Origin of the sequence: Ohtaekwangia kribbensis, assembly GCF_042676245.1 — a bacterium.
Taxonomy (GTDB): Bacteria; Bacteroidota; Bacteroidia; order Cytophagales; family Cyclobacteriaceae; genus Ohtaekwangia; species Ohtaekwangia kribbensis.
This window is the reverse complement of sequence record NZ_JBHTKA010000001.1, coordinates 1901638-1927284: the sequence shown is the minus strand read 5'-3', so window position 1 is coordinate 1927284 and position 25647 is coordinate 1901638. Positions and strand designations below refer to the sequence as shown.

At 44.1% G+C, this 25647-nt stretch carries 16 protein-coding genes and 1 riboswitch; of the genes, 6 read left to right on the top strand and 10 right to left on the bottom strand.

The features are described 5' to 3' along the window. Window positions 1-26: 26 nt before the first annotated feature. On the bottom strand, window positions 27-1391 hold the full coding sequence (locus ACFQ21_RS07695) for a sigma-54-dependent transcriptional regulator (protein ID WP_377577181.1): 1365 nt from the start codon (window positions 1389-1391) through the stop codon (window positions 27-29). Window positions 1392-1830: 439 nt separating this feature from the next. Here ACFQ21_RS07695 and ACFQ21_RS07690 point away from each other — a divergent pair, with 439 nt between their 5' ends. Continuing rightward, window positions 1831-2694: a sigma-70 family RNA polymerase sigma factor gene (locus ACFQ21_RS07690; RefSeq protein WP_377577178.1), complete on the top strand. Its 864-nt coding sequence runs from the start codon at window positions 1831-1833 to the stop codon at window positions 2692-2694. A gap of 26 nt (window positions 2695-2720) precedes the next feature. Beyond that, window positions 2721-3077 carry a hypothetical protein gene (locus ACFQ21_RS07685; RefSeq protein ID WP_377577175.1) on the top strand — a complete coding sequence of 119 codons (357 nt, stop codon included), beginning with the start codon at window positions 2721-2723 and terminating at the stop codon, window positions 3075-3077. A gap of 100 nt (window positions 3078-3177) precedes the next feature. Here ACFQ21_RS07685 and ACFQ21_RS07680 read toward each other — a convergent pair whose 3' ends face one another. Next, window positions 3178-3630, bottom strand: a complete 453-nt coding sequence (locus ACFQ21_RS07680; RefSeq protein WP_377577171.1) for a cold-shock protein — start codon at window positions 3628-3630, stop codon at window positions 3178-3180. A gap of 1445 nt (window positions 3631-5075) precedes the next feature. Between ACFQ21_RS07680 and ACFQ21_RS07675 the strand changes: the two genes are divergently transcribed. From ACFQ21_RS07675 to ACFQ21_RS07665, 3 genes are all read left to right on the top strand, one after another. Continuing rightward, window positions 5076-5555: a chemotaxis protein CheW gene (locus ACFQ21_RS07675; RefSeq protein ID WP_377577168.1), complete on the top strand. Its 480-nt coding sequence runs from the start codon at window positions 5076-5078 to the stop codon at window positions 5553-5555. Between the two features lie 13 nt (window positions 5556-5568). Then, a complete protein-coding gene (locus ACFQ21_RS07670; RefSeq protein WP_377577166.1) occupies window positions 5569-7719 on the top strand; it encodes a HAMP domain-containing methyl-accepting chemotaxis protein in 2151 nt (716 codons plus the stop codon). Window positions 7720-7817: 98 nt separating this feature from the next. Then, the gene (locus ACFQ21_RS07665) at window positions 7818-9005 is read left to right on the top strand and encodes a TolC family protein (RefSeq protein WP_377577163.1); all 1188 of its coding nucleotides are present in this window, start codon (window positions 7818-7820) and stop codon (window positions 9003-9005) included. A 33-nt stretch (window positions 9006-9038) separates the two neighbouring features. Here ACFQ21_RS07665 and ACFQ21_RS07660 read toward each other — a convergent pair whose 3' ends face one another. After that, the gene (locus tag ACFQ21_RS07660; protein WP_377577160.1) at window positions 9039-11204 is read right to left on the bottom strand and encodes a tail fiber domain-containing protein; all 2166 of its coding nucleotides are present in this window, start codon (window positions 11202-11204) and stop codon (window positions 9039-9041) included. A 459-nt stretch (window positions 11205-11663) separates the two neighbouring features. Between ACFQ21_RS07660 and ACFQ21_RS07655 the strand changes: the two genes are divergently transcribed. Continuing rightward, complete coding sequence (locus tag ACFQ21_RS07655) at window positions 11664-14600, top strand: T9SS type A sorting domain-containing protein (RefSeq protein ID WP_377577157.1); 2937 nt, start codon at window positions 11664-11666, stop codon at window positions 14598-14600. Between the two features lie 47 nt (window positions 14601-14647). On the opposite strand, the gene ACFQ21_RS07650 is transcribed toward ACFQ21_RS07655, so the two are convergent. Genes ACFQ21_RS07650 through ACFQ21_RS07620 form a run of 7 tightly spaced genes read right to left on the bottom strand, consistent with a single transcriptional unit; the run spans window position 14648 to window position 25122 of the window. After that, window positions 14648-15505 carry a formylglycine-generating enzyme family protein gene (locus ACFQ21_RS07650; protein WP_377577154.1) on the bottom strand — a complete coding sequence of 286 codons (858 nt, stop codon included), beginning with the start codon at window positions 15503-15505 and terminating at the stop codon, window positions 14648-14650. Between the two features lie 2 nt (window positions 15506-15507). Continuing rightward, window positions 15508-16287 (bottom strand): thioredoxin domain-containing protein, encoded by a 780-nt coding sequence (locus ACFQ21_RS07645; RefSeq protein ID WP_377577151.1) that lies wholly within the window; start codon window positions 16285-16287, stop codon window positions 15508-15510. A gap of 3 nt (window positions 16288-16290) precedes the next feature. Continuing rightward, complete coding sequence (locus tag ACFQ21_RS07640; RefSeq protein WP_377577148.1) at window positions 16291-17943, bottom strand: arylsulfatase; 1653 nt, start codon at window positions 17941-17943, stop codon at window positions 16291-16293. A gap of 13 nt (window positions 17944-17956) precedes the next feature. After that, a complete protein-coding gene (locus ACFQ21_RS07635) occupies window positions 17957-19624 on the bottom strand; it encodes an arylsulfatase (protein ID WP_377577145.1) in 1668 nt (555 codons plus the stop codon). A gap of 26 nt (window positions 19625-19650) precedes the next feature. Next, on the bottom strand, window positions 19651-21114 hold the full coding sequence (locus tag ACFQ21_RS07630) for a RagB/SusD family nutrient uptake outer membrane protein (RefSeq protein WP_377577142.1): 1464 nt from the start codon (window positions 21112-21114) through the stop codon (window positions 19651-19653). Between the two features lie 24 nt (window positions 21115-21138). Continuing rightward, complete coding sequence (locus ACFQ21_RS07625) at window positions 21139-24159, bottom strand: SusC/RagA family TonB-linked outer membrane protein (protein ID WP_377577139.1); 3021 nt, start codon at window positions 24157-24159, stop codon at window positions 21139-21141. Between the two features lie 30 nt (window positions 24160-24189). Beyond that, on the bottom strand, window positions 24190-25122 hold the full coding sequence (locus ACFQ21_RS07620) for a hypothetical protein (protein ID WP_377577136.1): 933 nt from the start codon (window positions 25120-25122) through the stop codon (window positions 24190-24192). A gap of 281 nt (window positions 25123-25403) precedes the next feature. Then, a riboswitch (SAM riboswitch) is annotated at window positions 25404-25512 on the bottom strand. Window positions 25513-25647: the final 135 nt, after the last annotated feature.

Below are 25647 nucleotides of genomic sequence, written 5' to 3'. Positions count from 1 at the left end.
TGAAATAGTAAGGCATATATATACGATCAGGACAGATTATAGTCTTTGATCTTCTGATATAGTGTCGTCAACCCAATGCCCAGTAGTTTGGCAGTTTGTGTCTTGTTGCCTTTGGTATAGGCCAGTACTTTCTGAATATGTTTCTTCTCGGCAGAGGCAAGATCCATACTGCCATCTGTCAGGGTATCATCGTGCAGGTTGAAATCGTAAGGTAAGATGTCAGCATCGAGTACCGGTTGGTCATTCAGTATAATACATCGTTCAATAACGTTTTTCAATTCACGGATATTTCCTTTCCATGGATGCTCCTGCAGCGATTTTAAAAATGTTGGTGACATGGCCGGAGCTGATGTATTGGTCTTTATAGAAAAGTAGTTGATAAAATGCTCAGACAATTTTTTGATATCATCTTTCCGTTCGCGAAGCGGTGGCAGCGAAATGGTGAACACTGACAACCGGTAGAATAAATCGCTCCTGAAATTTCCGGCCTCTGACTCTTTTTCAAGATTACGGTTGGTGGCAGCAATGAAGCGTACATTTACCTGGCGTGCTTTACTTTCGCCAACGCGGTAAAATTCACCCGTCTCCAGCACGCGAAGTAACTTTGCCTGGAGATCGATGTGCATCTCGCCAATTTCATCGAGAAAGAGTGTTCCTTCATGGGCTTCTTCGATATATCCTTTCTTCGATTTGGTGGCGCCCGTAAAAGCACCTTCGGCATGGCCGAACAATTCACTCTCCAGGAGATCTTTTGGAAACGCGCTGCAATTAACGGCTATAAATGATTTTGCTTTACGAGGACTTTCATAATGTATAGCCTGCGCAAATACTTCTTTACCAGTTCCGGTTTCGCCCAGTAGCAACACCGTTGTGTGCGTAGCGGATACCTTCCGGGCAAGTTCTACACTTTGTAACAACAGTTTGTTTTGGCCGAGTACATTATCAAACCCAAAGCGTTGTTGAAGCTTTGATTCAAGATTATATACTTTCTGCCGAAGCAGGGCTTTCTCGGAAGCTTTGCTTAACAACGGAATAATTTTTTCAGGATGCTCACTCTTCGTGAGATAATCGAACGCTCCGTTTTTGATGGCTTTGACACCATCTTCGATTGTACCGTATGCCGTGAGTACAATGACTTCCGCCACCGGGTAATCTTGCTTGATCTTGCTCACAAGTTCTACGCCATTGCCATCGGGAAGCTTGACATCCGATACAACAATGCTGATACTCTCTTTGTCCAATACCCGTATACCTTCTTTGATAGATGCCGCTTGGTATACGGTATATCCTTCAAGCTCAACTACGCGTGCCAGCAGCTTGCGCAGGTTCTCTTCATCATCGATGATTAAAACATTACTGTTGTTCAATGCCGTACAATCTGATTTCTGCAAAGTAAAATATCTTTTCCCGATACATTCAACTAACCCCCGGTAGTTTTTTGCAGGTTACACGATGCGCTGTGTACGGATATAGAGATATAGTGACTATTGGGAGGAGCGTATGCACGCTTTTTCAATTGCCAAACGTTTGCTTTAAACGGCCCCGGAACTTGCATGAACTTTATTGCAAAAAAATGTGTAGTTTTGTTATTCAATTCCTTGAATCCGCTGAAGGTTATTTTCTCATGAAAGAACGTTCCCTCCTTCCAGATTTTATCAATTGAAGAGACATAAGGTCTCAGATTCGTATTTGTTCATTTTTAACCTCTTCGATTATGAATTTATTCGCAGGAACATTAACCGCAGTGTAACCGAAGATGCCCCTCCCCTGAACACAGATAAAAAATAAATTTTTAAGCAGCTATAGTATTTTATACTTTCAATTTACTCAATGAGACAACTCAAAATTACCAAGCAAATAACCAATCGGGAGAGTCAGTCCCTGGATAAATATTTACAAGAGATCGGCAAGGTTGATCTGATTTCTGCTGAGGCAGAAGTTGATCTTGCCAAGCGAATAAAACAAGGCGACCAGATTGCACTGGAGAAACTGACAAAGGCTAATCTTCGATTTGTTGTGTCGGTTGCCAAACAATATCAGAACAATGGTCTCACACTTGGTGATTTGATTAATGAAGGTAATGTTGGTCTCATAAAAGCAGCCATGCGTTTTGATGAAACACGAGGTTTCAAATTTATTTCATACGCGGTGTGGTGGATCCGGCAGTCTATCATGCAGGCGCTTGCCGAACAATCACGCGTAGTGCGCTTGCCGTTGAACCGGGTTGGATCATTGAACAAAGTGTTAAAGACATACTCTGTGCTCGAACAGAAATTTCAGCGAGAGCCTTCTGCTGATGAGCTGGCCGAGTTTATGGATGTGCCCGTTGAAGAAGTTGAAACCACCATGCGTTCAGCCGGCAGGCATCTGTCGATGGACGCACCGTTTGTAAATGGCGAAGACAATACCTTGCTCGATGTACTGGAAGTAAACAACGATGTAACACCCGATTCGGAATTGATAATGGATTCATTGAAGCGCGAAGTATCACGGGCGTTGGCTACACTTACACAACGGGAAGCTGAAGTTATTTCTTACTATTTTGGCTTAAATGATAACAGCCCGATGACGCTGGAGGAAATAGGAGAGCGGTTTAATCTTACGCGCGAACGGGTAAGACAAATAAAAGAGAAAGCAACTCGCAGGCTTCGCCATACTTCGCGAAGCAAATCATTGAAGAGTTATTTAGGTTAGAAGAACGCTTACTAAAAACTATATAAATGGACCCTAAATTTTACAGTTCGTTCAATAACCAGGTATATGTTTCTTTGTGGAACAAGTATCGACCGGCCATACTTCAACTGATGATTGCATCGGAAAGCAGCCCGCAGGAGTACACGCTTTCCGGTCATGAGTTTAAGACGTTAAATCCGAAAGATCGAAACGGCTATTCATTTACATTGCAAGCTCACCAGGGCAAAGCTTTGAATAATATACAGAAGTCAGTCACTGCACAGGATTTACTATATATGCTTTCGCTTTCACCCAAGGCGTGCGAATTGATGGATGCCGGCAAATATGAATTCACACTAACGAAACAATTCAAGTTGCTCATAACCAAATTACAGGATGCCTAGCACAAAGAAAGTGGTTTGATATTTCTGGCTTGATGCCCCAAAAAAAAAGCACCTTCGAAATTCGGAGGTGCTTTTTTTATAGTATGCTTTTTACGGGGTCTTACCTCACTAATTTTACATTAATAGCATTCAGCCCCTTAGGTCCCATTTCAGTCTCAAACGTAACAACATCGTTTTCCTGGATGCGTGTTGTAATGCTTTTGCTACCCACAAATATACTTTCCTTGGTTTCGGTGTCGCGTATAAAACCAAATCCCTTCGAGGTATTAAAGAACGTAACGGTTCCGGTTCGCTGGTTTACAGGAGTAGCGCCTTCGTTGTTACGCGATCCGATAACCACATCTTCTACGTTAATGGATTTCTTTTTATTGGGGTCTGGTGGAGTGGATACGATGTTTCCGTTCTCATCAACATACGCCATCATGTCCTCCAGCGTCAATCCGTCTTTTGCATTCGCCTTCCGTTCTTCCTTGCGCTGTTCCTTTTCCTTCTTTTTCTGAAGGCGCTTCTTCTCCATCTCTTTTTTGTTGAATGTTTCTTGTGGTCGGGCCATAATGCAATGAATTTTAATATTGAAAAGGAACTTTGTGCGTGGGTTGGGAACAGTTAAAGCTTATCCTTCCCCACGTCAGAAAGGAGTGAGAAAGATACTGATTTTATTTTGAAAATGAGTCCTGAGATTTTAACGGAAACGATTCATGAAGATAATTTAACGAAAACAGTGATAAGTTTACTTTGGAAAACGATGACGTTTCGGTTGAATATGGTATAACGTTATATACCTGGCGTTGGCGTTGGGAGAAAAACATTCGGTTGAAATGCAACGACCAAGATCGTACTCTCGTGACGATCGATTTCAGACTGATGCATGTTTCGGTCCAAGCACAGTCGAAACCTGCATTATTCTCTCATCACAATTTCAATGCATAATGTGATTGCTCGCCGGTCCAAGGAGCCTTTTAATCGCAATTATAACAGCTTCGTTTGGTGGCCGCCTACAGGCTGTGCGTTATAAAATTCAAGTCGATTATGTTCAAATGCTTAGGTTGAATCGAACGCGCTCCGGGCATTGATGTCTGCTACTTGTTTAGCCCTGCTCGTTGCTTTGTGTAACAAAACGTGCAGTAGCTGTGCCGTTAATGTGAAGTTGGTTGTGTTCTCTGATATACCTGATGATGATCGTATTTCTTTGCAGATACTCCAAAAGTTTAGCGATTGTAGAGTATAGTATAAATACACTTTACCTGGAAACGATCCGGTACGTTGTAAACAGTTATTTGAGTTCAATGACTTCTGTAAAAATACGGATGCAGTTCTGTGTAATCTTTTGAGTTTATATGAAAATACTTTGCCGTAGATTTGTTGCAGTTCTCACCTGTGCATAGACAGGTTAGGTTAAGTACAATTTGGGTTAAGAGAGGCCGAATATCCAGACGGGATGTTCGGTCTTTTTTTTATTCATATAGTTCTCTGCATATTTCTCTTCCTGGTGATGTGATATTCACGATATACTTATTCTTTCACGTATACATTACATTTTTAGAGGTAGTCACATCAGGTCCTTTGTATTACATGAAGATGATTTTTTCTGTTTGTAAACGATTCGATATAGATTTTTGCAGGTGAAGTTTAATTCATACAGCTATGAAGTAAGGTATATCCGATAAAATTATTTTGTGTTAAGGTTGGTGAATGATGTGCTGGACTTGTGCAAGTGTCAGGAACGTCTAATAGGTGAATTGAATGGATTTTACGATAAATAGAGTATATCGGATGTGGCGTTACTATTAGTTTAAGATACATACCATAATATATAGTATATGTCTAAGCGAAATAATGATAATACTTGTGTGTAAGTATAAATACGGATACTACTTTCTGTATAAAAAATGATATGATGCCGTAATTATACGGAACACTGCGCAGATTGAGAATGAATAAAATTGCAGTGTTAAAATTATAAATTCTTACATACGAAAGATAACCCCCGCGTATAAGATGATTTCAAGTCTTACATCGAATTCTTATCTCACTTTTTTAATTGGTAACGATAAGTTTGCTGTACCGGTAGAGCATGTACAGGAAGTTATAGAAGTAGATCAGGTTACAAAACTTCCTCACGCACCGGCCTATATGCTGGGTATTATTAACCTGAGAGGAAAGATTCTTCCGCTAATTGATACGCGACAAAAACTTGGATTGCCCTCTGCTGAAGTAACACATAGCAACCGCATCCTGGTACTGGATATAAAAGATGCTGACAACAAGCAATTGCTGATCGGTGCCACGGTAGATATAGCCCGGGAAGTTGTGGCCATCGGACCACAGGATGTACAAGATCCTGCACATATTCAATACAACAACACAACATCGCTATCGGGTATTGTTAACCATCAGGGAGACATTACTATGATACTGAATGTACCAACTCTTTTTTCGATCGGTGAAATTACATCGTTCGATTTGCCTGTGAATTAAATATACTTTCATCATGATCAATAATTTTACAATTCGTACCAAGCTCATTGCTGTATTTACAGTTCTTCTTCTTCTGAAAGGTGTGATCTTTTTTATATCCTACCGGCAGATCAGCGATATCAGTGATAAGCTAAATGAGATTACCGATATCAGTGCTGTACAATTGCAACTGATCGGAGATGTTGAAGTAAATCTCACAGAAATAAGCCGGGACCAGAAGAAATTAATTCTCGCTGAAGATGAGCAGGGGATGAATGCCCTGAAGCGTTCTATCGAAGGCTTTACAAAAGAGCTGGACAACACGATAGCTGAGCTTGAAAAAATCAGTGACGATGAACAGCTGCAAAAGATAGCACTATTGAAAACGAAGATAAGTGAGTTTCTGGCCGTTGGTGAAACGGTTGTACGCCTGTCACTTGAAAATACAGAGATACGTGCTACCGTACTCTCCGAGAATGAATGCGAGGCCAGCTTTTCAAAAATACTATCAACCGCTGATGAACTGAGAGGCAGCTTTATGGCAACCAATGCAAAAGATCAGCTTGACAGAATATACCGGATCAAATTGTTGTTGGTTGAATTAAAAAACACTGAAAAACTGATGATCGCTTCGGAGACAGATGAAATGAACAAGTTAATTCTGTTGCAGGCGAGTGAACTGGAGAATAAGCTTGAATTACTGTCTACAGAACTGGGTGGTAATCTGCAAGGTCCGGAAAGAGCGTTGTTTGACAGACTACAAATGCAATACAATAATTTTCATACCCTGCACATGCAGGTAATGGAACTGGGACGGAAGAGTACGAAGATAAATGCAGAGGCCTTGTCTGAGGGCGATGTAGAACGATTGGACAATGAATCAGATGCTATATTAAGTGAGATTGAGTCGGGTATTGAAGGTAAACTTGCGGAAGACAGACTTGCGACTGATGAAATGTATGCCAGTGCTGTACGAACCATGCTTATCCTGATTGCATTTTCAGTAACGTTCGGTTTACTGGTGGCATTCTGGATATTGAAAGATATAGCATCATCGTTGTTGGTAGCGAAGACAGCAATCCGTAAAGTAGCGCAAGGTGATTTTTCAACAGATATAGCAGTTGAGAAACGTGACGAGATAGGTGAAATGCTGGAAGAACTCAAAGCGATGCTTGAAAAACTGCGCAGCAGCGCAGATATAGCCAAGCAAGTGTCTAAAGGTGATCTCACAATGGATTTCAGCACGATGGAAAATAAAGGTGGTGATCTTGATAATGCGCTTGAAGCCATGGTAAATAATCTTCGCTCTATTACCGCTACCATTTACAACGGTGCGGCTAGTGTATCAACAGCCAGTCACCAGGTTGCAGCAGCCTCACAGCAAATGTCTCAAGGCGCGCAGGAACAGGCGAGTGCTTCAGAGGAAGTATCTGCTTCCATGGAGCAAATGATCGCGAACATTGAACAGAACACCACCAACTCACAGGAGACTGAGAAGATCGCGAACAAAGCTGCAACCGATATTAAGATGAGCAATCAGTCTGTTTCAGAAACTGTAGATGCCATTACTACGATAGCTGAAAAGATTATGATCATCGAGGAGATTGCATCGAAGACAGACTTGCTAGCGCTTAATGCGGCCGTTGAAGCTGCACGTGCCGGTGAACACGGAAAAGGTTTTGCGGTAGTGGCAGCAGAAGTGCGCAAGCTCGCGGAGAGAAGTCAGCGTGCGGCTGCTGAGATTAACGAGATATCAGCCCGCACAGTAAAGATGGCGAAGGAATCAAAAGATATGCTCACCAGTACATTGCCGGATATAAATCGCACCGCAGAGCTTGTGCAGGAAATTGCATCGGCAAGCACAGAGCAAAGTCAGGGAGCGAACCAGGTTAATAAAGCGATACAACAGTTGTCGATAGTTACACAAAGCAATGCATCGGCTGCAGAAGAAATGTCTTCAAATGCAGAAGAGCTGAATACACTCGCCGAAGAATTGAAAAATGCAATCGGCTACTTTAATATAGGCAGCTTGGCATCCGGAAAAATAATACGTGCTGGTCAGGGTATAGCTGTATCTGAAAAGAGTAAAGTTGCTGAAGGTAAATCGGTGTCGCGCGGTGCTTCTAACGGTTTTGATTTGAAACTTAGCGATACAGTAAACGATAGCGAGTTTACGGAATTCTAAATTACTCTTAAGTGCTACCATTTTATTGCCTGATTGTATAGTATATGCAATCAGGCAAATACGTCTTCATTGATAATGTTTAGTCTGGCTTTACTGCGATGCGGTACTATATAATTGGTTGTATACTTTTTTTCAGGATTGGTATACTCAGTGCGCAAACCTATACACCTCTTTCGGTCGAGGATTTTCTCAATGCAGTTTCAGTGCATCCGGAAATTACCCGCCAGACGGATGATATAAAGCTGGCACAACTCAATGTTGAAATAGCACGCGTGTCACCCGATCCGGTGTTGGGTTTCGGAAATGCTTCCGGTGATATAAGCGGTATCAATATGCCGCAGCAGCTATTTATAGGTATAGAGCATACTGTAGAGATGGGAAGAAAGCGCATGCACCGTGTTAACTACGCGCGGCAGCAGGTTGCCGTAGCGCGCGAGGAGCATACGGTGTTCGCTAATACATTTAAACGCGATGCACTACTCGCTTTCCAGGAATGCTGGATGCTTGAACAACAAATACACGAACTGGAGCAGCATATAAAAAATATTCAGAAGGTAATCGTCCTGGATAGTGCACTGGCAATTAAAAGAAAACTGGTGCAGTATGAGAATGAGATTCTGTTGGACGATCTCCGCGAAAGTTATACAGGTGTGCTGGACGAACTGCAGATACTGGTAACGCATGTCTATCAAACACAATCTATAGCACCGGATACCTGTGTATGGTCTGATAAAAATACAAGCGAAGAGATTGCTATTGACCGGCACTATAAGATTGCTTCAAACAAAGCCATGCTGGATTTAGTGCACAAGGAAATTGCACTGGCTGCCAGCAACCGCACTCCGGATATATCGTTTACATTGGGAAATAATTTTATTACCCAGGGGACTAATCCGGGCGCTCCTTCGCCTGCGTATAACGCTATCACCGCGATGATATCCATACCCTTAAAATTTTCGAATATCCGGAAAGCGGAAAAAAAACGAGACGCTTATCGACTACAGGTAGCCCAACAGGAGGATGTTTCTATTTTGGATACGGCTACAGAAGAGATCATGCAGCTCCTGGCAACTATTGAAAAGAAGTCGTCTTCCATTCGCCAGATCATGGAATTAATATACCAGCAGGAAAAACTGATTACCATGATGCAAACACAGAAGTCTACGCTGTTGCTATATGAATTCGAGCAACTGCGTGACTACCATGAGATGCGCTGGAAGATGTACGAAGAGTTAACCAACAGCAAAGCAGAATTATACCTGCTCACCGGCATGTTGTATGAATAAACCTGTTATAGTATATTTTTTCTTCTGATCGCTCTATTTGATTTTACTTTCCAGTGCTGCAAGTCGTTTATTCTGTTCGTCAAGCTGTTTCTGTAATTTTTCGATCGTAGCCTGTTGTTCCTTTACTGCATTAATAAGAATATAGGTTACAGCGTTCGGATCATATTTCAAGTAATCGATTTTCGTTTCGCTGTCCGTAAATGTATCAATCGTATAGGGTGCCGCCTTCTGCATGTCTTGTGCAATGATCCCTATATATTGCTTGCCATCATCCGGCAAACCTGCAATGCCGTTATAACGGAATGATACCGGCTTGATCTTGGCGATGACATTCATTCCATCTGTAAAATCGGTAATGTCTTTCTTCAGTCTTCTGTCGGAAGGAGATGCCCAGCTTCCGCCTCCGGGTTTAACGGCATCGTCTGCTCCCAGGTGTAGTAAGTGCGTTGGGTTATTCGTTCCTATTCCTACAAAACCTGCCGAAGTAATGCGTAGTCTTTCAAGACCATTGGCTGTATTGGTGCCGAGTATACCTCCTACAGGATTTGTAAAAAATATCAGGTTTCTTCCCGGGGATCCGTTACCAATCTTGAGATCGTTGGCGTTGGAATACAAGTATCCGAGGTTGGCACCGTTGAGTATATTACTATTTCCGTTATTGTATCCGGCACTGTTTATACCCATGTCTATATATACCGAGTTCTCCGTTCCGTTATTCGCGGTGGCCACTACATCTGAACTGGCGAGCGCTCCATTGGAAAAATTCTGAACGTTTATTTCGAGGAAATCATCTAACGTACCTACAGCACTGATGGCAGTTTGTATGGTAGTGCCAGCTTCCACGAGTAATTTTTCATCCGTTGGCGTGCTGGTACCAATGCCTACATTACCGGTGGCTGTGATGCGCATTTTTTCGGTGTTGTTGGTGATGAAAGGAAGATCAAAATTTGATGTTGTCCCAAACGAGCGTGCAGCCGCCACGTTGTTTCCATCCAGCACCCACGTAGAAGAACCTACAACCGTACTTGGTGCAACCCAGCTCGGAGCGGTATTCGTACCGTTGGATTGTAAGATTTGTCCTGACGTACCAGCGCTACCCGCGGGCGACAATGCACCGGTAAAGCGAACATTACCCGTTACATCCAATACTTCTGCAGGACTGGTGTTTCCTATACCAACTCGTCCACTTCCATCGATGCGAAGTCTTTCATTGGCAGCAGTGAAACCACCGGTAAAAAAGCGCAACGGGCGCGTAGCCGTACCGTTACCAATAACAAAGTCATTACCGGTTGCATAGAGATAAGCTGTATTGGCGCCACCCAGCACGGGTAATGAGGTGTTGCTATACCCACCCGAATTTATACCCATGTCGATATAGTTAACGGATTCTGTTCCATTGTTGGAAGTTGCAACTATATCCGAGCTGGCACTTCCACCACCCGAATTATTCTTTACGTTTATCTGCAGGTAGTTATCAATACTACCCCGGCCGGTCATTAAATTATACGAGGTTGTTGTACCGGCATCAACCAGTAATTTTTCAGGATTGGTTCCGTCAAATGTACTTGAGCCTATACCTAAATTTCCCGCAGTGGTAAGTCGCATGCGCTCCACGTTGTTGGTAATGAAGGGAAGTGCAAAGTTGGATGTAGTACCGATTGACTGTATCGAAGTTACGGCATTACCATTCTGCAGCCAACTGGTAGTTTGAGCAACGGATGTGGGTGTTACCCAGGTAGGCGCATTATTGGCACCGTTAGATTGCAATATATACCCAGTTGTACCTGCACTGTTATTAGGCATTAGCGCACCGCTAAAGCGAACGTTACCCGTTACATCCAGTGGTTGCGTAGGACTTATGTTTCGAATACCTACGTTGCCGTTGGTAGAAGAAGCAACCAATAATGCCCATGCACTTCCATTCCAGAAATAATATCCGGGAACTACGTTGTTGGGAGCAGTGCCTGCCGTAGCGGTATTATATACCAGCAAGCTTGTAGCTGGTGATGTAACCGGAGTTGCTGCGTTGGTTGCCGTTAACGCTACGCGAGGTATTAATAATCCGGAATTGGTAGATGCGATATCCAGCATGGCAGATGCCGCGGGATCTGCACCGGTAGAATTTATACCAATGCTTTGTGCCTGTGTTGAAAAGTGTACTCCGATGTACAACAAGATAATAAGTAATGTCTTTTTCATGGCATGGGTGATTTGAGTTTGATTGTGTGTCTGGTAACGTATAGGAAAAAGATTTTGTCAAAATCAAAAATGCATAGCTGTATCGTTGTATCCATCAGGGAAAAGCTGATTTTTATATACTTCATAATTGTGTATGATTGGCTACAGTATGTGGTGTGGTATTTCTAAAAGCAGGTGCTTGTCACAATAGAAAGTATAGAAGTGTTTAAACATTTGTCTTTCATTTTAAAATAATTCAGAGATATAGTGTTCATGATTTTTTTTGAAATCATAAAATTGTAATTTCGGTATAGCCTACCCGGTATTGGATCGTTCGTGTTTCTGGACGGTCTTTTACAGTATCGTTTCTTATTTATATACTATATAATGGTGTTTGCTATATATAGTGAGGTATTTTATTGTGGTCAGAAATCAAGGAAAGTTATGCGATATACAGATTTGAAACCCGCAATTTTAATAATGACATTGCTGTTGCTGATCGATATACAGGATCTGCACGCACAGGCACGCCTGGTACTGAACGGTGCCAATATTACTATTGCGCAAGGTGCAACACTGGTTATACAGAATTCCAATGCCAACGCCATTACGCGTAACAGCGGCTATATCATCAGCGAAGGTGAGAACAACGTTATCAAATGGTATATCGGTACTACTACCGGTAATTATACCATACCCTGGGGATATAGCGGTGACTATATTCCGTTAACCTTTACACCAACAGGAGCAGTCGGTAGCGGCTATTTTCTTTTTTCTACCTACCACACAACCAATTGGAACAATGGTGCAAACCTGCCAACTGGTGTGTCCAACTTCAACGGATCATCGGGTACCGATCACTCTGCTTTTGCTATCGATAGGTTCTGGCAGATAAATGCCCAATCATATACCACGCGGCCTGCACTTACATCACTGGCCTTTACTTATCGTGACAGCGAACACAGTGCTGTTGGAAATACGATCGAAGAAGCTGCACTTCGTCCGGAACGCTGGAACAATACGTTGAGTACCTGGACCGATTTCTCGGCTGAACCCACTATAAATACAACTACCAATACCGTAACACTCAGTAATCTTAGTGACACCGATCTGTTTGCCTGGTGGACACTTTCAACGTCTCCGGTGAATCGGTATTGGGTGGCAGCAGCATTGTCCAATTGGAGTAATCGTGCGAGTTGGTCCGTTTCTCCCGGTGGACAAGGTGGAGCAACGGTTCCGTCCAGTGTCGATGCTGTTGTATTTGATGGCGCCAACGATGGATCATGCACGATAGATGCTACTGTCAATATAGCTTCGCTCACCGTTAATGCAGCCTATACCGGAACGATAACGCAGGGAGCACAACGTATAAATATTGTTGATGAAGCTACACTCGCAGGAGGATTCTTTGTAGGGGGATCGGTTCCGATTCATGTAAATGGCGATTTACGTATCAATGGGACTGCGTTTTTATCAAGCAGCGATACACTCGATCTGAAAAGTAATTTTACGTTAGATGAAGGATCATTCGAACATAACAGTGGCATCGTAAAATTTTCAGGTACTACAGCAGGAGCTCCTCAATTGATCAACGGAAGTTCGTCTATCGGTTTCAATAATATACACATTACCAATACCGCATTGAATTCCGGAGTTAGCGTGGAGTCGAGGCATCAGCTTCATGGTATATTAACACTCGCAACGGGTGCTATACTGGATGCGGATGGCTCACTGGACACGGCAACTTTTACCATGATATCTTCTGCCGATGAACCCGTGATCGATGCTGCTATAGCACCGCTACCGGCCGGTGCACAGGTGACCGGCAATATCACGGTGCAGCGCTATATGTCAATTGAAGGTCCGAATAACACGCGCATATACCGGTATATAACATCGCCTGTTCAAGGTGGTACGGTAGCAGATATCCAGGAAGAGATTCCGGTTACAGGTACGTTTGTTGGCTCTACCAATTGTAAAGATTGCACAACCACGCAATCGATGTTCGCATACAACGAAACGGTAATTACCGATGTTAACGGAAGTGGTTCTTCTGATTTTAATGATGGCTATATTGATTTTCCGGATGCTGTTAATACGGAGGTACTGCAGCCGGGCAGGGGATATACTATGTTTGTAAGAGGTAACTATCTGCTATCACCTGTGTGGGATATACGGGGTGTTGCCAACCAGGGAAATATTTCGCTTCCGGTATCTTTTACATCGTCAGGTACAATCGCCAACGATGGCTGGAACCTGGTGGGCAATCCATATCCTTCTGTTATTGACTGGAACGCTGCCACAGGGTGGACCAAGACAAACATTAGTGGTACTATATATATAGCGGATAATGGTGGTGAAACGCTGCAATATGCTATATGGAACGGCACAACCGGTATTAATGGCGGATCGCGGTATATACCTATAGGACAAGCGTTCTGGGTAAAAGCTACCGCTGGCAGCCCGGTATTAAGTACCCGGGAAAATATAAAAGCCCCCGGACAATCGCCAACGTTCTTTCGCACAGCATCCACCGAGAATCTGCTGCATATAAAAATGACTAATGGATCGTTTGAAGATGAGACAGCCATTCACTTCCGGAATGATGCCACGAAACAATTTGATGACTATGCGGATGCCTGGAAATTAAAGAATGGATTGTTCAATCTTTCATCTCTCACAGAGAATCATGAGCGACTGGCGATCAACTCACTGCCATCGCTGATGTGTAACACACGCGTTAACCTCGATGTTGCCGATGCAAAACCCGGTGCCTACCAGTTGAAGTTTAGCAACATGAGTTCGTTTGAAGCTGATGCATCCATCATTCTGGAAGATCACTACCTGAATCAGAATATATTTGTTTCGGCACAAGATACGTATCCGTTTACCATAACGGATGCGCCTGCATCCAAAGGTGATCAGCGTTTTACAATCGTGATCGATAAACCCGGTCCCGAAGTTATCATCAGCGAAGAAGATGGTAAACTGAAAATAGACTATGCAAGCAACATCCAATGGTATAAAGATGGTAACGCTATAGAAGGTGCTACGGCTTCTACCTATGTTCCGGTGGAGTCGGGTATATATTCGGTTACTGTTCTGCAAGGTGATTGTTCGCTGGCCGGCATGCGTGAATTTTTTATCACTGGAATCGAGGAGGCTGACCGTGGTGTACGTGTATACCCGGTTCCGATAAGCGACAAACTATATATTGAAGTGGCCGCTTCCCGTAAATTGACTTCTGCTACCGTGTTGGATGTGTTCGGCCACGAAATTGTTAAAACGGATTTGCAGCAGGAGTCCAACGGTGTCTACTCAGCGGTTATCTCGATGAAGGATTACCCGAGTGGCTCGTATGTAGTGCAGTTAAAAGGAAAGGAGAATATTATTTCCAGAAAGGTGATCAAGAAATAATACGCTCCTTAAATTCAGATTTTATATGGTATATATCCCGGTTGGATTCACTGAGCATCTTTGGCGCAACGAAAACCAATGTGCAGCATCGATGACTCCGGTGTTGATGCAGCACGTCCGGCAATTCTGAAACCATGACACACCATGGGGTCGCAAAGAAATGAACCACCGCGTATCACACGTCTGGTAGCCGGGTCAATTTCAGCATCGCGACCGGCAGGCTCTATACTGTCCTGGCACCATTGCCATACATTGCCGCCCATATCCGTCAGTCCTATCTTGTTTGCACCGAAAACCCCGACTGGTGAAGTATAGATATACCCATCTTCCCCCGAGTTATACGAAGGAAAAGTTCCCTGCCACGTATTGGCTTTATACTTACCGGCTATAACAAGATCTTCGCCCCACGTATAGCGTTGTCTGGTCTGCTCACCATTCTTGGCGGCGTGTTCCCACTCCCATTGTGTTGGTAAACGTTTACCTATCCATTGTGCATAGGCAGCGGCATCGTTCCATGATACCTGCGTTACCGGATGATTGCCTTCTGCTTTCGGTTTGTTTCTGCCGAAAGGATAGCGGAAGTCTGCACCATCAACCAGTTCCCATTGTTGCAGGCGATCGTTGAACACACCGGCATTACCAAACTTCTCCGCTTCGGTGAGGTAGTGCGTTTCTTTTACAAATGTTTCGAAGTCAGATACCGTTACCAGTTTTTTGTCCAGAAGATAAGGCTTCAGTTTTATTTCGATATACTTTTCAGTTACCGGGTCCGTAGTAGTCAACGTACCTCCGTTAATATATACCATTGTCTCATCGCCATGCGTTACGGGCTGAAAGGAAACCAATAACATCGATGTCAGCAAAGTGATGAGTGTTGTCGTTTTTGCTTTCTGGATTTTTTTCATAACTAATTGTTCCTGGCTTGTTCAGTTCTTCGTTTCATCAATTCTGTTGTGCCTTCGCACGAAGGTGCCGTGCTGTTGGCCTGCAACGCTTCTTGGAGTATGGCCTTTGTAATGTTGCCCGATTTTGTCCACACCGGCTTGCCATCTTTATAAAGGATGAGGGTTGGTACAGATTCTATATTCAGTTGTTTTGCAAGCGCACGGTTGTCATACAGTTCAATCTTATGCACGTTGAGTTTGCCGGTATACTGATGCGCAACCGTATCGACTACTGGTGCTAACTTTTTGCATGCACCACAATGTTTCGAGCCAACATCAACCAGTACAAGGTTTGAAGCTGTGATAAGCTTTTGAAATTCGTCCGCTGATATACCTTGTCCTGCTTTTGACTCGATCGGTCTACCGGCACCGATCCAGTGCGCTATACCTCCCGGTAATTCATATACTTCACGGAACCCACGACTACGCAATTGTTTTGCAATAACACCGCTTCGTCCGTTGTTGATAGAGTATACAAATACAGGTTTACTCTTGTCTAACGTCTGAATGCGTTTGTTATAGAGTGCCGTATCGGAAGCGTTCAGGTTAACAGCACCGATCAGGTGGTTTTCCGAAAATTCCTGCGATGAACGAACATCCAGTATCTGCGGAACAGGTGATTGTTTTAGTTTCTGTTCAAACGCTTCGAGCGTCAGTTCGTTAACGGATTTCTGTGCGTATAGCCTCCCTGTAAGGAAGGCTAAACTCAACATAAGAAAATAGAGCGCGGATTTTGTTTTCATAGATTAATGGTTCGATTGAGCGGCTACAGGACCTGGTGTACTTTGCCCAGGTATCTGCATCGGCTGGTTAGGTTTGATCTTGTCATAATCAACAACTCCGGTACGTTCAGCCCATTTGAAGTAATCAGCTGAAAGTTCATTCACTATATCCGGACGCTCGCCTGCTAAATCTTTTGTCTCGCCTCTGTCTTTACTCAGATCATACAGCTCCCATTTATAGGATGGATACGTTGAGACAATTTTCCAATCACCTTTACGCACGGCACGATTACCGGCACGTTCCCAGAAGAGAGGCTCTCCGCGATTCACTTCAGTAGCCTGGCTTGTTAAAACAGGTACAAGACTTTTACCTGCCAGCGGATGTGGCTTTACACCTTTATAGTTTGCCGGGTATGTAGCGCCTGCCATTTCATAGAAGGTGGGTGCTATATCAATAAGGTGCGCGGTACCTTTTACAATCTGTCCGCCTTTAATACGCTTCGGGAACCATGCGATGAAAGGCGAGCTGAAACCACCTTCGTGCATGTTGTTTTTATACTGACGATGCGGTGTGTTGGAGACATACGCCCAGCTTTGTTCCTGGTAATCATATGATCCCGGAGAACCGATAGGCCCGCCGTTGCGCTGCGGTTTCCGGTTGGTACCGGCATAACCTCCCTGCGCTCCGTTGTCGGATATAAATACGATCAGCGTGTTCTCATCTTTTTTCAGTTCTTTCAGTTTGGCAAGAACTCTTCCTATATTCTGATCTACGCGATCGATCATCGCGGCATATACCTCCATCTTCGCTTTCCAGAGTTGCTTCTGGTCGTACGTGAGGTTGTCCCATTTGGGAACTTCCGGATCGCGCTGGGCTACTTTTTGATTCGGCAGAAGTATACCTAACTCACGCTGACGTGCCAGTCGTTGCTGGCGCAGCGAATCCCAACCTATATCATAGCGCCCTTTATACTTCGCTATATCTTCCGGCAGTGCCTGAAGCGGCCAGTGTGGCGCGTTGAAAGGAAGGTAGAGGAAGAAAGGTTTTTGCGTTTTATTTTGTTCATCTAAAAAAGCAAGTGCGTTGTCAACGATCTTGTTGGTAAGGTACTCTCCGGGTTTCAGATTTTCTTTCGTGTTGTTTTTGATAAGTGTAACCGGAGGAGCTTGTCCATATTCACCTATATCAAAGTAGTTACTTGCTCCGGGAACAAATCCATAGAACTGATCAAACCCGCGCTGGTTCGGCCAGCCGAGACTGTCTTTCCCAACATGCCATTTGCCGGACATGAGTGTACTATATCCATTTTGCTTTAATACCTCAGCGAGTGTAAGCGATTCTTTGTTGAGGTATCCCTGGTAAGCGGGAAGTCCGAGGTTCACATCAAAATAACCAACGCCTGCGCGATGCTGGTATTGACCGGTAAGCAACGATGCACGTGTCGGTGCGCAAATGGAGTTGTTATAGAACTCGCGAAAGCGTAAACCTTCGGCTGCGAGTTTATCCAGGTTCGGTGTTTGTATCTCTGAACCATAGGAACCTATATCCGAGAACCCCATATCATCCACCATGATCAATATCAGATTAGGCTTGCTTGTGTCGGCTTTCTTCTGCGCCAGTAGCGGTACCGCTGCAGCGATGTATAGTATAAACGAGATAACAAAGATTCTTTTCATAAAGTGTATATAGTTAGTTGGTGCTGCGGGAGGCCGGCTGTTTTGTTTCTGCTGGTGCTCCTGGAGCATTTTTAGGTTTGATGGTTTCGTATTCAACAACACCCGTGCGTGCTGCCCACTGCGTATAGTCGAATGCCAGTTCGCGTACTACTTCCGGATGTTGTCCCGAAAGGTCTGTTGTCTCTCCGCGATCAGCTTCAAGGTCATAGAGCTCCCATGCTTTCTGATGATCGGCCACCAGTTTCCATTTACCCTTGCGAACTGCGCGGTTGCCGGCGCGTTCCCAAAATATAGGTTCCGTGCGACTTACCTGTTGTGTACTGCTGGTGAATACCGGTACAAGACTTTTACCCGGCAGTGCATGAGGTGTTATACCTTTGAACTGTTGTGGATATTTTACTCCGGCAACTTCATAGAAAGTAGGAGCGAGATCAATGAGGTGACCAGTGCCTTTGGCAATGGTGTTGGCTTTAATTCTCTTTGGATACCAGGCAATAAGCGGTGAAGATATACCACCCTCATGCATGTTGCCTTTATAGGAGTTTAGTGGTGTATTGGAGACGTGTGCCCAGTTCTTGAATACATAGTCGAATGATCCGGCTGTTCCTACAGGACCTGAGTTTAATCGTTTTCCCCTTCCACCGAAAGTATGATTACCACCTTCGGCACCGTTATCTGAAATGAATACGAGGAGTGTATTGTCATCTTTCTTCAGTTGCTTCAGTTTGGCAACGATCTTTCCTACACCCTGATCCATGCGATCTACCATTGCTGCATATACTTCCATGCGTGCTGCCCAAAGCTTCTGTTCATCGTAGGTTAAATTGTCCCACTGCGGTATAGATGCATCGCGCTCGGCCGGTTTACTCTGTGCATCGAGTATACCAAGTTGTTGCTGGCGCGCGTAGCGCTCTTTGCGCAGTTCATCCCAGCCTTTGTCATATTTACCTTTATACTTCGCTATATCTTCCGGTAAGGCATGCAGTGGCCAGTGTGGTGCCGTGTAGGCTACATACAGGAAGAACGGCTTGTTGGTTTTATTCTGCTCTTCGAGGAATGTAACAGCATGGTTGGTGATTTCGTCTGTAAAGTAATAGCTGTTGGGTTCAGGATTGAGTCGCTTGTTGTTCTCCACCAGCACCACCGGGTAATCTCTACCGAAGAGTGGCATCGGGTAGTTGTTGAAATAGTTGGCACCTCCGCCAATAACACCGTAGAACTGATCGAAGCCGCGTTGATTCGGCCACGAGAGACTATCATTACCAACGTGCCATTTACCAGAGAGCAATGTGCTATAGCCGGCACCACGCAACACTTCTCCTATCGTCAGCGATTCTTTATTGAGAAATCCCTGGTACGCCGGTAGCCCCAGGTTTACATCGAAGTATCCTATACCGGCCCGATGGGGATATTGTCCTGTGAGTAAAGATGCACGTGTAGGTGCGCATATAGCGTTGTTGTAGAATTCCTTGAAGCGCAATCCTTCCGAAGCAAGTTTGTCGAGATGGGGTGTTTGTATCTCCGATCCGTATGCGCCTATGTCTGAGTAGCCCATATCATCTACCATGATGAGTATAATGTTGGGCTTATTTTTATCCGCAGCCTTCTGCGCGGAAGTGGTGTCGATATATACTATAGCTGTTGCTAATAGTATAAGACCGCGTAATGTTATTCTTTTCATTGTATGAGTGTTGGAGGTTTGGAAAATCAATAGTTAACCCAGTCAGGATGTTGCTTTAGTTTCGGGTTCAGATTTATTTCCCGCTGTGGTGTTGGGAAATGTATATGTCGCGGTGCAGCGTTTGTTTTTCCCGCAGCGTGCAATGTTGCTATATAGTAGTCTGCACCTCTTCTCACCAGGTCGAACCAACGCTGATATTCATATACCAGCTCTTTTCTTCGCTCCTGGAAAACCGAATCGCGAAACTCACTTTCATTCAGGGAAGGATAAGTATCAGCAAGTTTGGCTATGCCGGCACGGTTCCGTACTTTGTCAATGGCCCAATACGCTTCGGTTGTTGGACCATGATTATCTTCATTCAATGCTTCTGCATAAATGAGCAGGACTTCTGCATAGCGGATGATCGGAAGATTTTTGGAAGAGTTGCTTTGCGATCCTACCGCTGCCTGATCATAATATTTATACAGGTGTGGCTCAAAAGTATAAAGTTGCCCATTGGTGGGACTAATCATTTGTGTTACAAAAGTTACGGCTTTTCGTTCATCAATGTCATCAAAGCTCTCATATAATTTACCGGGTTTATTGAGCATATCTGCATAGTCGCCATTTACCCCGGGTGGTTCGTACGGGGCGGACCGACTCGCGAGGCTATTCCCCTGGTAATTGAAGTAACCTTTGAATTGTGCCGAGAAGATATGCTCCTTCCCGTTTTTAGTAGCCACGTTGAATACATCGGCAAAGTTATCGAACAGTTCATACGTGTTGCTGTCAATTACTTCTTTACTCTTGTCAGCAGCTTTCTTCCATTCTTTGTGTGTGAGGTATACTTTGGACAGCAGGCTTTTGGCTGCTCCGGACGTTGCTCTTCCTGCATCACTGGCGGTATAATTAGCCGGCAATGCTTCGGCATCGGTGAGGTCCTGAATGATCTGTTGATACACCAGCTCTTCCGGAGATTTCTCTACATATAGGTTCTCCGCAGTGAGTGACGTTGTTTCGTGCAACACAATCGGTACATCTCCAAACCAACGCACCAGGTTAAAGTAATGAAGTGCCCGTAAGAATTTTGCTTCGTTGATGAGGCGTGCGCGGAGTGTCTCATCAATTTCTGTAGCACTGATCAATGCAATGCGATCGACCGCTATATTGGATACATTGATAGCATCATAGCTTTGCTTCCAGAGTTGTTCCATGCGATCGTTCAGCGGATCGTGCGTTAACCCGGATATAGCACGCACATGCGCATTGCGGGCACGTGGTCCGGCTGCATAATCATCGGTGGCCATTTCTACTCCGATCTGAAATAAACTATTGTAAAGCGATTGTCCTGTCTCATAAAGTTTGCGATAGCCGGCATTGACAGCAGCAACCGCCTGCTCGTCTGTTTTATAGAATTGATCGGAGGTAACGAATGATTGAGGATCTTCATCCAGCGATACGCAGGCTGTGAGGGTACCTGACAAGATCGCGATGCGTAGTATATTTTTCATTGTTGATTTAATTATAGAGTGAAATCAGAAGGTTACGCTCAGACCAGCGCTGATGGTGCGGGATACCGGATATATACCGGTGTCTGTTCCCTGTGATACCGTGTTGTTCCCGGAGGTTACTTCCGGATCGAAGCCGGTATATTTCGTCCAGGTAAGTAAATTCTGTCCGATAACATAGATGCGTAAATTGGACAGTCTTATCCTTTCAATGAGTTGTCTGGGAACAATATATCCGAGGCTCAGACTTTTCAGTCGCACAAACGATCCGTCTTCAATCAACCGATCGGAAAATACAGGAGCCGGGTCAAGCTTAGCGCGGGGAATCGTGTTGCTTGGATTGCTCTCGGTCCAGCGATCCAATGCCGAGGTTGATGCATTCTGCTGACCGTTGAACAACTCCAGAGTTTGTTTATTACCATTCAGGATTTCATTACCAACAACACCTTGGAAGAAGAACGATAGATCAAAACCTTTCCACGTAAAATTGTTGGTGATACCAAACATGAAGTCAGGTTGCGCACTTCCTATAATGGTTCTGTCCAATGCAGTTGTGAACTGACTGTCACCACTAACATCTTTATACAAGCGGTCACCAGCCTTCGGTGTGGCATTGCCGGTATATTTACCTTTGGTTGCTTCTTCACCGGTTTGCAGGATACCATCTGTTACCGTTCCATAGTAAGTTCCCAACGGTTGACCAACTTTTACGATATAGTTTCCACTCAGGTAAGAATCACTTCCTCCACCTATACTTACAACTTTGTTCCGGTTCAGCGAGAAGTTAATATTGGTAGTCCAGGTGAGAGCGCCTTCGAGGTTACTTGTGTTGATGCCGAGTTCTATACCTTTGTTTTCGACCGCTCCATAATTTTGCAGGGACGTAGCCTGACCGCTTGTCCACGGAATTTCAACATTCAACAATAGGTTTTTTGTCTTCTTATAGTATCCGTCCAGTGTAACACTTACTCGGTTGTTCAGGAGTCCTATATCTATACCAGCATCAAACTGGTTGGTCGTTTCCCATCCCAGGTCGCTGTTTGCAATACCGTTGGGAGTAAACCCGGTTACAAGATTGTCGCCAAAGAGATAGGTAATACTGCGCAGGGTGGCGAGCGATTGATATTCACCAATCTCCTGGTTACCGGTAGCTCCGTAGCTGGCACGTATTTTCAGATCGCTGATCGCGGATGAAAGTCCATCAAAGAAATTCTCTTCACTGATCTTCCATGATACAGCAGCCGAAGGGAAGTATCCCCACTTGTTATTTTTGCCAAAGCGCGATGAACCATCGGTACGAATGCTGGCTGTTAAATAATATTTGTGTGCATAGTTATAGTTGGCCCTGCCAAGGTAGGAGAGGAGTGCCCATGCCGTGTTGTTGGAGTACGGACGCGTTGTTACAGCTCCGTCCTGCAAACTGTTATAGGTAACATTGTCTGTTACAAAGTTTGTAGCACCGGTTCGCACAATGTCAGCTGTATATTCCTGCTGGGTAAAACCGGCCAGTATATTTACGGAATGATCACCGAAGTCTTTGGTGTAGGTTAATGTATTTTCATTTAACCACGATGATGCGTTGAATATACCAATGGAAGCAGCTCCGTTGGTAGTAACACCTTCATATATAGTACTCGGTATATAGTTTTCGTCTTTGGTGTCGGTAATGTCGGTTCCGAAGAGCACTTTTAATGTCAGACCATCCAGCAAAGTATATTCGCCAAAAGCTGTTCCGAGCAAGCGCGTAGACTTTGTCTTGTTGATTTGTTCGTTCAGGGATGCGATCGGGTTTGAGAATATATTTTCAAATGGATTGCGTAGTGTATAGCTTCCGTCCGGTTCATAAATCGTAGCTGTGGGGGGCATCGTAAGCAATGCACTTACTATTCCGTTGGGTGCTATATTAGCATTGCTTTTACTCCCGGTAAAGTTGAGGCCAAATGTAAGGCGATCGGTTGGCCGGGTGTCTATATTCACGCGCGCACTGTAACGTTCAAAGTCAGTGCTACGAATTATGCCATCCTGGTTAAAATAATTTCCAGATATAGCATAGCGGGTCTTTTGGGTTCCCCCGGATAACGAGAGCTGGTGGTTCTGCACCGCTGCACTTCGAAAAGCTTCGTCCTGCCAGTCCGTTCCCTCTCCGAGCTGATCGATCTGTTCTTGTGTCAGGTATTGAAATCTTCCGTTGGCCGGTGTTGTATCATAGAGTGCATCGTTACGAAGTGATGCAAATTGCTTGGCGTTGAGTAAGTCTATCTTTTTGCGCAGCGTTTGTACACCATAGCTTACATCGTATGTAATGATGTTCTGATCTGCCTTTCCTTTTTTTGTGGTGATGATAATAACACCATTCGCACCGCGTGAACCGTAGATCGCGGTTGAAGAAGCGTCTTTCAGAATATCGATCGATTCAATGTCAGCGGGGTTTATACTCGACAGCGGATTTATACTGGCACCGGTTACTGCACCTGTACTCACAGCGTTGTTATATACCGGGTATCCATCAATTACATATAGCGGTTCGTTACCACCTTGTATCGAACTTCCTCCGCGAATGCGAATGCTTACACCACCACCCGGTTGTCCGGAAGTTTGTGTAACCTGTACACCCGGTGCGGCACCGTTGAGGGCACGGTCTACGGAACTGATCGGTTGCTTGAGTATAGTTTCAGACACCGATGCTATAGCACCTGTTAATTCACTTTTCTTTTGCGTACCATACCCGACTACAACAACGGCATCGAGTATATTATCGCTTTTGAGTACTACTTCTGCGGCTTCTCCGGTCAGTTCATAGATTTCAATTTCCTGCGTCTGGTAGCCTACACTGTTTACCTGTATGGTAAACGGAAATACTTTTCCGGCAGCAATGGTAAAATTGCCGTCAGCATCGGCAACGGCATGTACCGAAGTACCTTTAATAAATACGGTGGCGCCAGGTAATGGCTGGCCGGTATCATCTTTTATAGTTCCGTTTATAAGATCTTGTGCATAAACCGTTGTAAAAGGCAAAGCAAGAAATATAAAGAGTATATATCTTTTCATGTTAGGATTGTGTTGGAGTATGGCAGGTGTTTACTTCAGCGCGCGCTGTTCAAATTTTTCTTTCTCCTGGTCGAAGCGTTTCTGGTCAGGTTTCAGGTATCCGAAATCGTGTAGATCGTCCTGGCTGTTCTGGAGTATCCAGAGGAGAAACTTTAATGCCTCCGGACGTTCATTGATTTTACTGATCGAGATATGCAGATGACCGATTGGAACATTCTTTACATCTTCTTCCTCCAATGCCTTCAATGCTGTATCAAGGTCACTATATATTCTTTCGCGCTCGTTGATCTTGTTGTTGCCATCGAGATCAACCGGTATAACCGCTACACCCGGCACCAGGTGGCGTGTCTTTAGGTCGTATAATAAAGATGGTGTGCTATAGGATATAGCGGTAGAGTCTTTTTGCAATGCTTTGATCAGGTGTTCATCGGCTCCGGCAATGGCTTTCCCTTTAATATTCTGTTGCGTGTAATCAAAGTGTTGTGCAAAGGTGGTGGGAGCACCTGCTTTCTGTAAGCGGGTATATATCGTGAAAGGTGCTTTAATTGTTTTTGCATCTGATTTGTCGGCCAGAATATCGTGAAAGTATATCTGTTTGATCAGGTCGTTGGTAAGTCCTTTTTCACGATATGTTTTAGCGAAAGCGGAGTTAGCGTTGGCTATCGGTACAACGGCATAGCGGGCAAGGTATAAATACTCGCGAGTCTCTTTTACAGCAGGCTCCGGCTCGTATGCTTCAATAAGTAAATCATATTTAGCAGGATCGGTTGTAGTGCGAGACTCAATAATAATTTCGGTCTGTGGATTAACTTCTTTATAGTCTTTAATCCATTTTTCCACTAAAGGATATGCGAATCGTACACCCGTTACAACGACTTTGTTTGCAGGTGCTTGTTGTGCCCAGGCGGCACTGGCCGAAAGTATCAGAAAATAGAAAGCTATTACTGAAATGAATGATTTCATAATTGTGTAATTAGTAAGATGTAGTGAATGCGTAAAGGAAAATAGGCGGCTACGGAATGCACCTTTATCTACAGACGTACCACCAATATGCCTGCTGATATTCGTGCATCCGAAAGCCATGTATAGAGACTACACTGCACTCAGGACAGTATAGAATGATTTGAGAATCAACAACGGCAACAACAGCTGTAGCCGATAAATGTAGGCGAAGAAAAATTTTTGTGCAGCCTATAGCTGTCTTCCCGATGAATAAACATCTCTTTGGTTTTCATGTAATTCAAATTTTATAGTTCCAATTTTATATTGGTAGGAGTTAGCACCTTATCAGTGGTGGATGACAGGTTGCTAGAAGATCATCGAGCCTATTCTCTCCCTTCTTCTGTATAAAATCAATCTGGTGGGAATTGATTATCTACTAAATCGATAGACAAAATTAGTTTTAAAGTATTACCCCACAAACAAAACTTGCTTTTTTTTAAATTTTTTAAAAAATGTGATGATAATTGAATAGAATGAAAAAGCGGG